Source organism: Mariniflexile sp. TRM1-10, from assembly GCF_003425985.1.
GTDB lineage: Bacteria > Bacteroidota > Bacteroidia > Flavobacteriales > Flavobacteriaceae > Mariniflexile.
The window spans coordinates 723,403-739,566 of record NZ_CP022985.1 but is presented as its reverse complement, the minus strand read 5'-3'; the positions used below and the strand labels follow the sequence as shown (position 1 = coordinate 739,566).

At 36.1% G+C, this 16,164-nt stretch carries 12 protein-coding genes and 1 tRNA gene; 5 read left to right on the top strand and 8 right to left on the bottom strand.

The features are described from left to right. Positions 1–26: 26 nt before the first annotated feature. Positions 27–100 (top strand) — tRNA-Arg (locus CJ739_RS03445). Here the strand turns inward: CJ739_RS03445 and CJ739_RS03440 are convergent. The 4 genes from CJ739_RS03440 to CJ739_RS03425 form a co-directional block, all read right to left on the bottom strand. After that, the gene (locus CJ739_RS03440; protein WP_117178693.1) at positions 54–1,616 is read right to left on the bottom strand and encodes a recombinase family protein; all 1,563 of its coding nucleotides are present in this window, start codon (positions 1,614–1,616) and stop codon (positions 54–56) included. The two genes, CJ739_RS03445 and CJ739_RS03440, sit on opposite strands and share 47 nt — an antisense overlap. A gap of 39 nt (positions 1,617–1,655) precedes the next feature. Next, positions 1,656–2,099, bottom strand: a complete 444-nt coding sequence (locus CJ739_RS03435) for a MarR family winged helix-turn-helix transcriptional regulator (RefSeq protein WP_117172653.1) — start codon at positions 2,097–2,099, stop codon at positions 1,656–1,658. 319 nt (positions 2,100–2,418) lie between these two features. After that, on the bottom strand, positions 2,419–3,879 hold the full coding sequence (locus CJ739_RS03430) for a recombinase family protein (RefSeq protein ID WP_117172652.1): 1,461 nt from the start codon (positions 3,877–3,879) through the stop codon (positions 2,419–2,421). Next, the gene (locus CJ739_RS03425; protein WP_162880117.1) at positions 3,845–3,991 is read right to left on the bottom strand and encodes a hypothetical protein; all 147 of its coding nucleotides are present in this window, start codon (positions 3,989–3,991) and stop codon (positions 3,845–3,847) included. Before CJ739_RS03425 ends, CJ739_RS03430 begins: the two co-directional genes overlap by 35 nt. A gap of 804 nt (positions 3,992–4,795) precedes the next feature. Here CJ739_RS03425 and CJ739_RS03420 point away from each other — a divergent pair. After that, positions 4,796–5,260, top strand: coding sequence for a MauE/DoxX family redox-associated membrane protein (locus CJ739_RS03420; protein WP_117172650.1), 465 nt, complete (start codon positions 4,796–4,798; stop codon positions 5,258–5,260). Between the two features lie 33 nt (positions 5,261–5,293). After that, positions 5,294–5,554: a hypothetical protein gene (locus CJ739_RS03415; protein ID WP_162880116.1), complete on the top strand. Its 261-nt coding sequence runs from the start codon at positions 5,294–5,296 to the stop codon at positions 5,552–5,554. A gap of 36 nt (positions 5,555–5,590) precedes the next feature. Here CJ739_RS03415 and CJ739_RS03410 read toward each other — a convergent pair whose 3' ends face one another. The 4 genes from CJ739_RS03410 to CJ739_RS03395 form a co-directional block, all read right to left on the bottom strand. Continuing rightward, positions 5,591–7,087 (bottom strand): TlpA family protein disulfide reductase, encoded by a 1,497-nt coding sequence (locus tag CJ739_RS03410; RefSeq protein WP_117172648.1) that lies wholly within the window; start codon positions 7,085–7,087, stop codon positions 5,591–5,593. 99 nt (positions 7,088–7,186) lie between these two features. Next, positions 7,187–8,572 carry a RagB/SusD family nutrient uptake outer membrane protein gene (locus CJ739_RS03405; protein WP_117172647.1) on the bottom strand — a complete coding sequence of 462 codons (1,386 nt, stop codon included), beginning with the start codon at positions 8,570–8,572 and terminating at the stop codon, positions 7,187–7,189. 10 nt (positions 8,573–8,582) lie between these two features. Further along, on the bottom strand, positions 8,583–12,110 hold the full coding sequence (locus CJ739_RS03400; protein WP_117172646.1) for a SusC/RagA family TonB-linked outer membrane protein: 3,528 nt from the start codon (positions 12,108–12,110) through the stop codon (positions 8,583–8,585). Between the two features lie 181 nt (positions 12,111–12,291). Beyond that, entirely contained in the window at positions 12,292–13,440 is a 1,149-nt protein-coding gene (locus CJ739_RS03395) for a FecR family protein (protein WP_117172645.1), read from the bottom strand. A 125-nt stretch (positions 13,441–13,565) separates the two neighbouring features. Between CJ739_RS03395 and CJ739_RS03390 the strand changes: the two genes are divergently transcribed. Both CJ739_RS03390 and CJ739_RS03385 read left to right on the top strand, forming a co-directional pair. Further along, a complete protein-coding gene (locus CJ739_RS03390; RefSeq protein WP_117172644.1) occupies positions 13,566–14,150 on the top strand; it encodes an RNA polymerase sigma factor in 585 nt (194 codons plus the stop codon). 390 nt (positions 14,151–14,540) lie between these two features. Continuing rightward, positions 14,541–16,163, top strand: coding sequence for a T9SS type A sorting domain-containing protein (locus CJ739_RS03385; RefSeq protein WP_117172643.1), 1,623 nt, complete (start codon positions 14,541–14,543; stop codon positions 16,161–16,163). Position 16,164: the final 1 nt, after the last annotated feature.

Genomic DNA, 16,164 nt, shown 5'->3' with positions numbered 1-16,164 from the left:
CGATAGTCGAAAGGCGGGAATAATTCGGCTGCGTAGTTCAATTGGATAGAATATCAGATTTCGGCTCTGAGGGTTGGGGGTTCGAATCCCTTCGCGGTCACTTGACGGGACAAAGAGGAAAAATCCTTTTTTGTCCCGTTTTTATTTCTATATAACTTCTTGTTAATCTGATATATAGCTCCTGTTATTTCGTTAATCCTTTTGGTTCGAACTGAGGAATTCTCAAAAGTGAGATTTTCAGGAAAAATCGAACCAATTATATCTCGATTTTCTGCCCAGCCTTTGTCTTTAAAGGATTCGCTTAGTTTTAGCAGATTGTTGATGCCAATATCAAGCAAGCCTTCTACATCTTCCAAATCACTTTTTTTTGAGGTCAGTTTTGTTTCCAATTTCGAAATATTTTGATTGTATTCCTCTTTCATATCTCTGTAATCCAGAGAATCTATTTGTTTGGTCACCAATAATTCTCTTGCATATGAAAGCTTATTTTCGTAGTCACTTATTTGTTTAAGAATCTCACTTTTATTACTGCCCATAGTTATAGCTTGTTTATTATATGCATCCATTATTAAGCATGTATAAAGTTCTTTAACATCCCTGTTAGGAAGATAGCTTTTCAGATATTCCTCAAATGATTCATTAACCTGTTGGGCATTAACTCGGTGTTTACAGCCATTTCTACAATGATAATAGGCGTAATATTTGCTACGTCCTTTGGATTTACTCCCCGTAAGTATTTTGTCGCAATCAGGGCATATTAAAAAGTTTCGAAGGGGAAAATCTTCAACAACAACTACTTTAGCGCGATAGGTACGCCCTCTGCCATCCAGTACATCCTGCACCCTATAAAATAAATCCTCTGAAATAAGTGCCTCATGCTGACCGTTTACCAATTGACTTTCTTCATCTTTATATTGGGGAATAAATATCTTTCCATAGTACACTGGATTTCTTAGTATTCCCCAAACCTGACTGTTACTTTTTACATATCCTTTTTCTTTGGCCATTTTCCAAATCTGATTTGTATTGAAAACACCCTTTGCCACTTCTTCAAAAATCCATTTAACCTGAGAAGCTTTTGGTTCTTTGAGAGCTATGTACTTAATTCCATTTTCTGTAATTTTATTTTCATATCCTAAGGGTGCAGATCCCATACAGCGACCTTCTTTTTTCGCCCTACGCATGCCAAAGAAAGTATTCAAAGACCTTCTGTCGTTTTCTACTTCAGGAGCCGCCAAATAGAAGGCCAACATCATTTTATTTTCTGGGATAGATAAATCCAAGGGTTGTTCTATAGCTTGCGGTTCAACGCCCAATCTTCTTAATGTGCTTATCATTTGATAAGCATCCCCTGCATTACGACTAAACCTGTCCCATTTCAGGAATAACACCAAATTTGTTTTATGCTTGTATCTTCTAAGCGTCTGAAGGTACTTTTTCCATGCAGGTCTGTTAAAAGATTTTGCGGAATAATCTTCAAAAATGATATGTCGAACGGTAATTTTATTGATTTCACAATACTTTCGTAAAAGTTCCTGTTGGCTTCGTTGAGAATATCCTTTATCTGCTTGTTCGTCTGTACTTACCCGTATATATAAATCTGCTATTTTTTCCATTTTTTAATATTTTGCTATTCTATTAAAATATTTTGATTTTTAATTTATCAGCTTTTTTAACTCTTTGCGAATACTGTCCTTAATCTCCAATTTTTCGAAGAAATAATTGTTTATGTTTGTCTTAATTTCAATTACCTTTTTTAAAGTATCTATTCCCTTATTAGTTAAGAAAACACATTTTGCCCTAGTATCCGTACCATGTTCTTTGCGTTTTATAAGTCCTCTTTGTTGTAGAGTCCGAAGGGTTTTTGATACCATCATCCTGTCAAAATTGCTATGATTGGAAATTTCCATCTGAACAACATCATCGGAATTCTGTAAAAGCCAACCTAGTGATATCAAGATCATACATTGGGTAAAAGAGAGATCCAGTGTATGTAATTCTATAGTCATTTGACGTTGCCATAACGTAGTGGTACGTAATAACAAGTAGCCTAGATCATCTTCGGGTCTATCAAGAATATAATTATTTTCCTTATTCATAAAAGTGAATTTTGCTTTGTTAAGAATCCAAAAAGAATTTTGATGGTGTGACTGTTATTTTCAGAAAGGACATAATGTTGCATCAAATATAATAAAAAAAGCAACAATATAAAAAAATCAAACTATCTTTATATTGATTTGATATGCAGTTTATTAAAAGGGTAAAAGAAGTCTTGTTTATTTGCGGCTTCTTCAATAAACTGAATTAAAAGTAACTTTTAATAGAGGATTTTAAAATTGATTTCAAAAACTAATTAGACTTTTTACAATTTAGTAAACGTAGTTGAATGGTTAATAGCAAAAGAAGACTTGCCCATTTTTATCTGTTGTAATCGTAAATGATACTAATTGCACTAGTCGTTTTTGGAGATAAGAAATGATCTCCATTAAAGGTTATTGGCTCGGAGAATATTGAACCAATGATATTCCGAAGGCTTGCTATATTTCCTTTGTTATAATTTAGTAGAAGTGACATACTTCTTTCTATTCCATTACTTAATAGACCTTCCAATTTGATTGTATTGCTATTAAGTGTTGTTAATTTCAATTTAAGGGTATCTACAACTTGACTGTACTCCAGTTTCATTTCAGAATATTCAGTAGGCTCTATTTTTTTTGTGATTAATAATTCCTTTGCATAAGACAACCGCTCTTGGTAGTGTGATATTTCTTTTGAAACCTGCTTCTTTTGCTGATGCATCTCTTTTGTCATTTCGAAATAGGTTTCAATAAGTACTGTTTTGAAAACGTTTTTCATTGGATCTTTGGGAACATATTTTTTTAACTCTTCAAGAAGGGCTGCATTCATTACTTCAGTTCTTATTCTGTAATTACAGCTTCCTTTACAATGGTAATAGGCGTAATATTTATTTCTTCCTTTTGATTTACTTGCCGTGAGTAGCTTGTTACAATTTGGACACTTTAAAAAACCTCTTAAGGGAAAATCTTCTTTTGTTTGTATTTTTGTTCTGTATGTTCTTCCTCTGCCATCCAGTATTGCTTGAACTAGATTAAAAAGCACTTCGGAAATAAGTCCTTGGTGTTGACTTTGTACAAATCCACCTTCTTCATCTTTAAATTTAGGTACATAAATTTTACCACAGTATATAGGATTGCGGATTATAGTCCAAAAGTTACTTTTACTACTTTTCAATCCTTTTTGTTTTGCCATTTTGTAAACCTGTTCGGTATTGAATATACCTCTTGAAAGCTCATTAAAGACCCATTTTATAATTGAAGCTTCAGGTTCTTTAGGACGAATGTATTTTTTACCGTCGTCGCGAATCTTATTCTCGTATCCAGTAGGTGCCAAACCCATGTAACGCCCTTCTTTTTTGGCTCTTCGCATTCCATAAAAAGTATTTAAAGCTCTTCTATCATTTTCTACTTCCGGAGCAGCTAGATAAAAGGCTAGCATCATTTTATTTTCTGGTATTGATAAATCCAAGGGTTGTTCAATGGCTTGCGGTTCTACGCCCAAATGCTTTAATAATCCAATCATTTGATAGGCATCACTGGCATTACGGCTAAACCGATCCCATTTTGTAAAGAGAACGAGATTCGTTTTGTTTTTATTTTTTTTTAAGTTTTGAATGAGCTTTTTCCACTGGGGACGATTAAAGGACTTAGCTGAATGGTCTTCAAATATTACATTTCTGATTTCAATAGCATTCAATTGACAGTACCTGCATAGCATCTCTTCTTGGTTGCGTTGCGAATACCCTTTATCAGCTTGCTCATCTGTACTAACCCTTATGTATAAATCTGCTATTTTGTTCATTCTTTAAATATTCGGATACGGCTATTTTAGCCAGTTTCTTCATAAACGCCAGTACCTCTGTCGCCAACTCAATATCTATATCCACAGCTTGCGTTTTAAGTAGCTCTCTCATTTTTTCAGACGTCATTTTAGTTCTATAACTAAGATTCTTCATAATTCATTTTCTTACTTGGTGTTATTAAACCGCTATACAGAATGAAATTATGGACTTGTTTATGACCTAAAGAAGGAGGGGAGCTAGTTGGCTTTAAAAGGATTTACTTGTCGTAATGGAAAATATTGTTTTCTATTGCAAAATGATACTATCAAATCACAACTTTTTAGTGCAAATTAAAAGACTTCTCCACGGGGTGTTTTTCCAAAATTCACAAGTTGAATAAATTGAATTTTAATTTCAAAAATTAGCCCTAGCTCGCGCCTCGTTTTTTCAAAAACAGCAAAAAACACCGAAAATGCCTGTTTTTGTACCCCTAAATGATTGATTTGGTATACCCGTTTTTTCGATTATAGTTAGTAACTTTATAAGGATAGTAATCAAAAACCTACATCATGCGAAGTAATAAAGCTACATATTCTATTATCGTTGAAATTATTTTGTTTGATTTATGTCCTTTTATTTGTTTATGCAGTTTTTAGTAAGTTAATGGAAGGGCACAAGTTATATGACGACCCTATTTCATATTAAATGTGGGATGGATTGGATTTGGCAATGCAAAATTATTGTAGTTGCCCGACTGTAACGGTAGAAAATAAGCATTTAATGGCTTTTATGTTTTACCGATGTGAATTAAAAGTATGCTATCAGTAAAATGCGCAGTTTACTGGTATTGTGGAAAGTGGTACCTAGGCCTTATTGCCCTATCTACAGTGTATGTTTTTTACAACTATTTTATCTCATCTTTAAACGGTTTGCATTATGGTTACTTTAGTGAATAAACAGTCCTTTTTTCGGCTTAGTCCAAGACTAAAGGATGCGATTGTCCTTATCATTTGCTTGGGTGGTGTATTTCTTTTTCTAACTTCTGCTTATACCAAAATAGTGGATCACGAAAGATTTATCCTAGGCCTTGCTAAGGTAACATTTGTTGGGTCACTGGCAACTTTTGTCGGCTGGATGGTTCCGATAAGTGAAATCGCTATATCGCTATTGCTTATCATGCCCAAAACACAACGTGTCGGACTATATGCCTTTACTGGTTTAATGGGTGTCTTTACACTCTATATAGTTAGCATGTATTTCTGGGCTGAAAAGCTTCCATGCCAATGCAACCTGATTATCGAAAGACTAGGCTGGGGTGGTCATCTAGTGTTTAACAGTGCATGTATTGCACTAGCTGTGATTGCCCTGAGACTTAGCAAATCAATTTTTAAAAACAATTAAACTATGAAAAATTTTCAAAAACTTGCAATGGGCATGCTGGTAGCAGTCCTTGCTATTGGATTTAGTGCCTTTAGAGCATCAGAGAACGTAGCTTCGGTTACATTTTATCAGTTAAGTCTTGATAATTACACAAAAATCACAAATCCTGAGGGATTTTGCGATCCGGATCAAGTGGTTGATCACGGATGTAAGATTATATATGCCAACGACCCTGGAGTATCTTCCTTTAACTATTCTAGCCGACCTCCTGGAGGGACAGAATCGGGCGGTAACAGACTTTGGAATCAAGACTAGTAAACAAACAGGCTCCGGCAAAACCGGAGCCTTTTTTTATAAATTCTCAAGAATCATTTTGTCAAGCTCTGATTTCAAGACTTCATAATTTCCTCCTACTGCTGGATTTGCAGAGATTAGATTCCCGTTTTTATCAAACACCAATACTTGCGGGTAACCCACAAAGTTGTAATATTTTAGCATTGGATGATCAAACCCTTCCCCGAAAGTAGACAGGTTAATTTCATCGGGGGAACAATAGACTCCGGACTGTAGCCCTTTTTCCCATTGTCCTTTTTTGTTGTTAACATTTATACTGATAAATTCCACCTCCTTGTTATCCTTATATTTTAGTTTCCAGGGTTTTAATACTTTGTGTAGATAGGTACAACCTCCGCAACCGGTAAACCAAAGCTTACATACCACTACTTTTCCTTTAAAATCGTCGGGTGTATAGACTTTACCGTTTACATCCGGAAGGGCAAAGGGAAACACCTTTTTACCTGCCGTTCTTGCTTCTCTTATAACCCTTAATATTTCACGATAATCAGGATCTTTTACAGAAGCATGGCTACGGCTTAGGTAGGTATAGGAAGCCTTACTGGAATTCATATACCTAATAGACAACACTGTTAATAGCTTATCCCTTAACAGTCCTTGGTAGTTTTTATCAATATTCTTATAAATTTTCGCAAACAACTGCTCCTGATTTGCTAAAGGACTAGTAAGTTGATGATAGTTACGTATATAGCTTAACAGATATTCGGCATAGTTGATGGAGTATCTAACCTGAAGGGTATCAGATATAATATCCAAAGTTTCAAAATCACTGATTATTCTGCTTTTTGCCTTGTATTTAAGGCTATCATTATGGGAAAATAGAGCGTAACTATTCACCTTGGTCATAAAAATAGCGTTTTGTTGTGTCTGGTAATGAATTTTTAAAGTGTTTAATACTTCAGGGGCTACCTTTCCTTCATACTGGGAGAATATTTCTTCATAACGATTAAAAGCACTATCTTTATAATCAGAAAGCCTTGATACCGCAGAAGAATTCTCTGTTATTGGGTATTCACTGATGTTTTTTACTTCCATTAAATCAAGTTGGCACTGAAGCAATTGGGGGTTGTTGGAATTTATTATACATTTTTCACTATCCTGTATGTCAATATGGATGGAGTCTCCTGGCACAATAAAAAAGGAACCCTTTTTTAAGATCTTTGAGGGAAAACTTGCCAAACTAACAAAACTAAAATCACCTTGGGGTTTTATCGTGATACTAAAATTATTGCTTTTAAGTTCTACTTTACAACGCTGTATATGATTTAGATCAGATCCTGATAAAAACTGTGATTGCACAACAACTTCTTCTTCAATTTTTTCTCTATCTGAGGCTTTAATTTCTACGCCTAAAGTGCCATAAATGACAATATTTCTGTTTAAAGGCGTATCTGAATCTGCTTTTTTACAGGCTGTTAACTGTAACAGGGTTATAATGCCCAAAAGTATAATGGGATTTAGTTTCTGTACAAAATATTTTTTATTTGTTTTCATCTTAAATAACGTTTCTACATTTATTAAAAGCAGGAAAAGAGTAAGTACCGTCACAATTTAAAGACGGTTATTTTTCCTACCATTATTTATTTTTAGGATCTACCTAGGGTTTTGTTCTATTCCGCTATAGCTTATTTCATCAGAAGGAATAGGAAAGACATATCTTGGGGCATTTGGAGCTAAAGTATAGGACTGGCCGTTCAGAACCCTTGTGAGTGTAATATTTGCTCCTTCCTTATTATAACGTTTCAGGTCAGACCATCTCAGTCCCCTAAAAACCAATTCCTTTTGTCTTTCTTCCAATACGGTTGCTAAAACGTTAGGGGTGTTTCCAACCGTCAGGGGAGTAAATGTCCCAGTAGCAAATCGGTTTTCCAACAGGGTGTTTAATGTTTCCAATGCCACAGGATAATCGGTCCTTCGTGCTGCACACTCTGCTTTTATCAGGTACACTTCATCTGTAGCCAAGCCTGTAAAGAATAAAGGATGCCCGCTATAGGTCCTTTTTCTTATGGTATTCCCGCTGGCCACTAAAGAAAAATAAAGCGACCTTCTCAAATCGTTGGAATCGTACATTGCCAGAACAGAAGGCTTTACCGTATATTTTGCACTGGATAAGGAGGCTGAAACAGCGGTCAGGTCAGTTGTTTGTACACTGTAGTAAATATTTTCTACATTTGAGTTCCTAAACGGTGTTGAAGCGGTTTTCGAAATGGTATTGTAATCAATAAGCGCGTTATAGGTGGCCAAACAAAGGTCTGCATAATTTTCGGCTTCAGCGTATTGCCCCATGCTTAGATAAACCCTTGCAAAAAAAGCGTATACAGCGGCTTTTGAAGGCTGATAACGAAAATCTTCAGAGATATCGTTATCCAGCAAATCATCTGCCTGGGTCAAATCGGAGAGGATTTGCTCATAGGTTTTCTGCAATGTTGATCTCTGCACAATTTCATCGACACCAGGTTTAAGCCTGATGGGAATTCCCAAAGTACTCCCGGCGGTATCACTATCATAGGTTTCACAGAAATTCTGAGCTAGGTCATAGAAAGCATAGGCACGTGAAAATAGAGCCCATCCCTTTATTTTGTTCCAATCTGCTGTTCCTATATTATTTGAGGTTTGTAATCCTTCCAGTACATTGTTAGTGTAAAAAACAGCAGTATAAGGAAGGTTCCACTGTGGTACATTTACCTGCCCGCCATATAGGTCTTTTTCCCAAGTATAGGAATTACGAGCCGTTAATTGTGTAAGGGCAAGATAGGCCTCATAAGTAGGGATTTCGTATTCATCTGAAGCAGCCAATACTAGAGAGCTTGTCTGGTTGAATACATCGGTATTGCTCAAAAGTTGCTCAAAATCAGCAATAGTATGCGGTTGCTGTAAGGCAGTGCTAGGTTTTTCTTCCAGAAAGCCCTCATTACAACCGTATATGAAAGAAAAAAGGGAAAAGATAAGCCATATTGTATTTTTTGTATAGTTCTTCATGTCCTGAATTTTAAAAAGTTGTGTTTACCCCAAATGCAAATGTTCTCACTGCCGGAATTAACTGCGTTCCGACATCTGGATCAATTCCCTTTTTATTGGCTCGCCATATTATACCTATATTATTGATATAGCTATAGATTTGAATCGTGTGAAAAGGGAGCCATTTAAGGTTGTTTTTATTAAGCTGATAACTAAGTCTTATATCCTGCAGTCGGATATGGTCACCCTTTTCCACTACATCCTCCGAACTTAAATAAAAGAGATCTCTCAGGTAATTCTGCGGGTATACTAAAGACGGAACCCTAGTCGTTAATTCATCGCCCTGATTTTGCCATCGGTCAGGAAAATCGCCCTGCGTATAATTGCTATAATTACTTCCAGAAAATGCACCTGTCCTGCGGAAATAGTAATCCAGCTTGTAAATAACATTGACCGATAAAGAGAAGTCCTTAAATTGTAAATTATTCCTCAGACTACCGAAAGAGATTGGAACCGCAGACCCCTTAAAGATCAATTCATCCGAATCGGTTGAGTTATAAATCTCTGAATATTCCGTACTAATATCCCCATTAAGATAACCTTGCGGATTACCCTCACTATCCAATCCAGCTGATCTGAAGGCGAAAACGGAAGAATAAGGATAGCCTTCTAAAGGATTGCTATAATTACCATTTATAATTACCCCATTGTATCCCTGCAAGGCTTTATACTTGGTAATTTTATTTGACATATAGCTATAAAGAAAGTCAATATCCCATTTAACCCTTTTGTTCAAGGCTATAAAATTGATAGTGGCATCAAATCCATTAATCTCACTATTAGCATTGTTCCCTCTATAATAGGTAACTCCCGTTTGTGGCGCAATTGGGCTGTTACCTATTAAGTCTGTTCCCTTTTTTTGGTAATATTCTAATGAACCGGAAACAACATGATTTTTTAATGCGAAATCTAACCCCAAGTTAACATTTTGAATTTTCTCCCATCCCAAAGAAGGGTTAGGAGGATTTATAATGGTACTGTAGTTAACATTCCAGTTATTATAGAACAAGGCATTAGCTGTCAGGTAGGCGGAAGTAGTTTTATCAACATTGCCGTTATATCCAAAAGACATTCTGAGTTTTAGATTCGGAAGTAAGGCACTATGATAAAAGGCTTCTTTCCCAATGTTCCAGCTAGCTCCGGCAGACCATAAAGGCACTCCTTTCTGGTTTGCTTTTACACCAAACAAGTTAGTCTCGTCTTTCCTTACACTTCCACTGATAGTATACAGGTTGTTAAAGGTATAGGCCGCATTGAAATACCATGAACGGTAGCGGTCTGTTGCCCCTGATTCGGATGGGTCGGTAGCAATGGTAGAATAACCAAAAGGGTCATAGTAAATCTTATAGTATTGCATTGGGTTGATTTGCGAATTACTATTGGTTCCCAGTTCAGGGTTATAGCCATAATAACGTTGCGCAAAATAATCTTCCTGATAGTCCTTAATCTCAAATCCGCCTAATGCGGTTATGGTATGTTTTTCATTGATTACATCGTCATAACTAAGTTGTATCCTTCCGTACTGGGAACGGATACTGGTATTAAACCTGTCAACTATTGCCCCCAATCCCACAACTCGGTTTACCGTGCCTGTTTCATCGATTGATGAAAACCTGTTGATATAATTACGGGCGTAAAATGAATTCTGATCTCGGTTAATAACATCTTTTTTTTCATCCTGTTGGTATTGATAATTAGCCTGAAGTTTTAAGTAGTCAGTAATGTTATAGGTAATTCCAGAGAGAAACCGGTATCCTGTTAGCTTAGACTCACGGTTTTCGTTGCGTTCATTTAAAGGATAATAATGCCAATCCAATAATCTACCGCTTCCGACAGTATCCACATAAGAAGCTCTCAGGTTTTGATTGAAGTAATCGGTTACTGGCAAAGGGTTTCCATTATTGTCTGCTAAACGGTCATAGGGTCTGTATGGCCTGTAAGTGTCTGCATTACTACCTGTGGTATTTTGGGAGAAATACACTCCTGTAAACACCTGTAACTTGTCTCTCAACAGGTTATAGGTATTGTTGGCATTGATGGTTACCCGTTCAAAGCTATTCGTGGTCAGGTTGTCAAGGTTTTTGTCAAATCCTCCCGAAATAAAATATTTTTGGTAATCATTCCCGCCACTGATATTAACATTGAGTTGTTGATTAATACTGCTTCTGTAAAAATATTTTTTCAGGTCATCCCGTACATCATAACTAGCCAATAGTGCTATTTTGCGACCATATTCATTTTGTGAAATCCCTCCCTCCCTTAAATGTTGCATTAATGCTACAGCTGGGGATATTGCGGAGTATCCGTTACTAATCTCATTATCGTAAAATCCTTGGTCGAACAGAAACTTCTCAAGCCCTATAAAATCAGGAGATGATATTTGGGATGGATAGTAAAGGTCTGGTTTTTGACCTACAGTAACATTTGAATTAATGTTGATGGTAGGTTTTGTATTTGGACTTCCTTTTTTAGTACTTATTACTATTACTCCGTTTCCTGCACGAACTCCCCATATACTTGCTGCCGCAGCATCTTTTAAAATGGTTATATCTTCAATATCATTAGGGTTAATGGAGTTAATATCGCCATCATAAGGAAAATTATCCACTATAATTAGTGGGTTAGGATTGGCAAATATGGTACTACGTCCACGTATAGTAATATTGGAATTATTATTCCCATCCTGAATTCTAGAGTTAAATAGAAGGCCACTTGACAGACCTTCCAGCCTTTCTAAAATATTTGTCCCGACGCGTCTGTTAATTAGGGCACTGTCAATATGAACAAAACTTCCTGTTGCCCGTTCTTTTGGCAAGTGCTGATATCCTGTATTGAAACTCAAGGTCACTTCTCCCAATTCACTCACCTGTTCCATAAGTGTCACATTAATCACTGTTTGGTTACCAACGGTTATTTCCTGTGGTGCAAATGCTAAAGCAGAAAACACGAGTATGCTCTCTGGGTTGGGTACAAGGATGGTGTAAGAGCCATCAAAATTTGTTGCAGTTCCTCTGGTAGTTCCTTTTATAAGGACTGTTACTCCGGGGAAGGGAAGTCCAGCGTGGTCATAAACCTTACCTTGTATCGATTGTTGTGGTTTGGTATTATCTGCGCCCTTTGGGTTTGGGGGAACTACCTTTTTTACAGTAAGTACAATCTGTTTTTCCACAATGTCATAATCAATAACAGTGTCTTTAAATAAGGCTTTCAATACAACATCAAGAGGTTGCTGTTTTATTTTAAGGGTAACAGCGCGCTTGGTATCGATATCTTCCAGATTGTAGAAAAACCTATAATCGGTCTGTTTCTCGATTTCCTTAAAAACCGTTTCAAGTGTTGTCCCTTCCGCATTCAGGCTTACTTTTGCCTTTTGTCCGTAAAAGGTAAAAGCCTGTAACTGGAATAAAGAAACAGCAACAAAGAAAACGGTGAGTTTCATCTTTAGGTCAAATTTAAAAGTACAAGGAACTAAGCCTCTTGTACAAAAAGTATTTTTCATATTTTTGTCTTTTGGTGGTTTGATTGTTACGATCACTAAATTTTAGTCATCGTGGGATGTTAGCGCATCCCACGATTTTTTAATGACTAATTCAAATTAAGAAAAATGGGGGTTCTTCCTATGGCGGTTTTCTAATAATAAAAGGGAAACTTTTCATATCTCTATAATTGTTTTAAGGGTGTTATTTATTTTCAGGTTTTTCAATAATTAAGGTATTGTTCTTTATGGTATAACTGAACAGACGGCTTTTTGCAAATGTTTTCATGATCTGTTCTATGGATTCATCTTCGAAGCGCCCTCTATAGCGTCCTGTATTGAGTTCGCTATAGCGGTTTTCGATTGAAACGTTGTATTTACGCTGCAACACCCTAAGCATTTCTTCAAAGGTCTTGCTCTCAAAAACCAGTTTTCCTTCTATCCATGAAGTGTAATCTTCCACATCTACCTTAGTAACATTTATTTTTTCAGTGGTTTTATTCCATAAGGCTAGCTGGCCAGGAAGCAGAATAACATTTGTACTTTTGTTGGTTTCTTTTTCTGTAATTTTTACTGAGCCTTCCACTAAAACCGTGGCAACTAGCTTTTCGTCTGGATATGCAGAAACATTGAATTTGGTGCCTAATACTTGAATATCAGTATCTGATGTTTGTACTATAAAAGGTTTGTCTTTATTAGGAGTTACCTCAAAATAAGCTTCTCCTTGCAAATAAACCTTTCGTTTAGATTCGGTAAAATTATTGGGATATTTTAACTGTGACCCAGCATTAAGATGTACAAGACTACCATCGGACAATTGTACTTTAAAGGTTTTGCCATAAGGTATCTTTAAGGTATTATAGGTTGTTTTATTATCTTTTGAGGTGGTGTCATAATACAGGATATCATGTTTTTGGGTAGAAATTTTTTCACCTTTTGCTGTTTGGATTTCACGAGTTTCTCCTAGTTGGATTTTCATTAAGGAACCATCCTCCAATTCAAGGGTAATCTGCGTTTCAGGTATTATGAGTTTATCATCTCCAGCTAACAATAAAGACCGTATAAGCCATGCTGAACCCAATAACATAACCATAAGGGCTGCATATTTAAATATAGATACCCATGGGAATCTCCTTGTTGCTTTTTTATGGAGCAAAGCGGTATTTCTTTTATAGGCTTTCTCAGTATCAACTGAATGTAATAGGGCATTAAGACGATAATACAGCTGGGTTTCTTCTTTTAGGAAATGGGCATTGTCAGGATGTTCCATCCACTTTTTTAAAGTTTCTGCATCCTGTTCGTTTAGTTTGCCGTTAAGAAATTCTTCTATAAGCCTATTGTCTTTGTTTTCCATTTTATATGGGATTATAACGGTTGTTTTATCTATAACACGCCATAATTCCTAAAATCCCCTACGAAAAAAATATTTTTTTTTAACAAAGGTTATCTTATCTTTATTTTTTCGTTACGTGACTGGCAATGGATTTTTCACCTGAATATGAACTTAGGATACTCCCCGAAATTAGGTGTGGTAACCAGCAGGCCTACCAGTCCCTTTTCCATTATTATTACGAGCGTCTTTACCACTATGCCTTAACTTTCACTTCTGACCAAAGTAAAGCTGAGGATATTGTTCAGGAGGTATTTTTAAAGGTGTGGACCAAACGAGAATCCTTCCATCCAAATGGTTCCCTTAAAGCTTATCTCTATCGAATGACCTATAATGAGTTTATTAATGGATATAGAAAAGAGAAACGCTATCATGAGGAGCTAGACGCCTTTAAATTCCAAGCACTAACACCACTATTGGAAGAAAGTGAGGAAACTTGGCAATTAAAGCTCAATAAATTAAAAGAAGCCATTGACAAGCTTCCACCACGTTGTCGTGAGATTTTCCTGCTCCATAAACAAGAGGGCATACCGCAAAAGGAAATCGCCAAAAAATTGGATATCTCTGTAAAGACCGTTGAAAATCAGGTTGGAAAAGCCGTCAGTATCTTGAAAAACAAACTTACCTCAAAAGTAATGACTTTGCTTATGCTTGTTCGCAAACCTTTTAAATAAGGATAGTAAATACCACTTCTCCCATTTTTTAAAGACATACATAAGAATTTCTCAAAAAAGGGAAGCTTTCCCAAAATAGAGGTTATCTCCTGAAAATTCCAGATTCTTAATAGAAAAAGAGTATGGATTTTCAAAAAATCCATATCGAAAATACGGTAAATCAACACATCATTGGTTGCAGATGAATCATTCTACAAATAGATTTGTCATGAATTCAAAAACAACGATTGTTGACCAAGTTACTGTTTCTTTATGTGTAAATTTTAACAAAAAGTATAGAAAAACTGTAAAATTTATTCTTACAAAGTTTATACTATTGTGCGATTTTATTTTCGTGTTATTATTAACACGTGCTAATTTCTATTTTATTAAAAATTAATTCTCGTAAAAATGACTGTATTAACCCGTACTTATATAACAGCGATACTGTTATGTACCACTATTGTGTCAGCCCAAGACATCCTTTGGGAGAAATCCTATGGAGGCAAACATGCCGAATTTCTATATGATGCCATTGCTACACCAGACTATGGATTTATTCTAGCAGGAAGCTCTATTTCTGGGAAAAACGGCAACAAAGAAGATGATAATAAAGGAGACCTAGATTATTGGCTTTGGAAAATGGATGAAAATGGCAATCTCGATTGGCAAAAAAGCTTTGGAGGGAACCAAGTAGACCTACTACAAAGCATTGCCATTACCCAAGATGGCGGTTTTATATTAGGAGGAACCTCTACTTCAGATAAAGGAATCGACAAAAAAGAAGCTTCAAAAGGACAAGAAGATTTTTGGGTGATAAAATTAAATGCCAAAGGACAAGAAATTTGGCAAAAAACCATAGGAGGCAGTAGCATGGAAAAACTACTAAGTGTAGCTCCTACAAAAGATGGTGGTTATATTTTAGGAGGCACTTCCAGTTCAGATGCTTCGGAAGATATTGAAAAAGACAAATACTCCAAAAATGAAGATTCCAGAGGGAATTTAGATTATTGGGTAGTAAAATTAAAGTCAGATGGCACGATGCAATGGCAAAAAACCATTGGAGGGCAATACCAAGACGAATTAAAAAGCATCCACCAAACTACAGATGGTGGTTATATACTAGGAGGTTATTCCAATTCCCCAATTTCGGGAGACAAAACCGAAGCCAATTACGGATTAGGTGATTACTGGATAGTAAAACTAAACGAAGAGGGTGTTATTGAATGGCAAAGCACATTAGGTGGTGATAAAGACGACAACTTATTTGCGCTTTCTCAAACGAAAGACGGTGGCTTTATAGTAGGAGGAAATTCCAATTCTGGAGCTACGAATTCCAAATCAAAATCCAACAAAGAAGGTACTGATTTTTGGGTACTAAAATTGGATAAAACAGGAGGCATCGATTGGCAAGAAACCTATAACTATGGTAAAATTGATGTCTTAACCTCGATTGTAGAAAACCCAGATGGAAGCTACTTGATTGGAGGCTATGCACAGAGTGAGGCACAAGTGAAAAGTCAAAAGTCAAAAGTGAAAAGTTTGCAATCAGACAAAGAAGGGATTAACGATTATATAGCTTTAAAAATCAATGCCAAAGGAGAAGAAATTTGGAACCAAACGGTAGGAAGTAAAGGTGATGAAGTACTAAAAAAACTACTAGAAACCAGAGATGGTGGATACTTATTAGCAGGAACTTCAAACGGAAATGCATCAAGAGACAAAAACTCCACAAAAGGAGGCACCGATTTTTGGGTAGTAAAACTAAGAGACAAAGAAAAAGAAGAAGAACTAAAAATCACAGTAGAAGCGATGCCCAATCCAGCGATTAGTTTTACCAATGTCATAGTCAACTTTGACTACCAAGACGGTACAGCTACTTTATATGATTTAAACGGAAGAAGCTTGCAAACCCAAACCTTAAAAGGAGAACACACCATTCCTATGGAAGTAAGCCACCTACCACAAGGTATTTATCTTGTAGAGATAAATACCAATACCCAAACAGGAAGCGTAAAAGTGATTAAAAAATAAA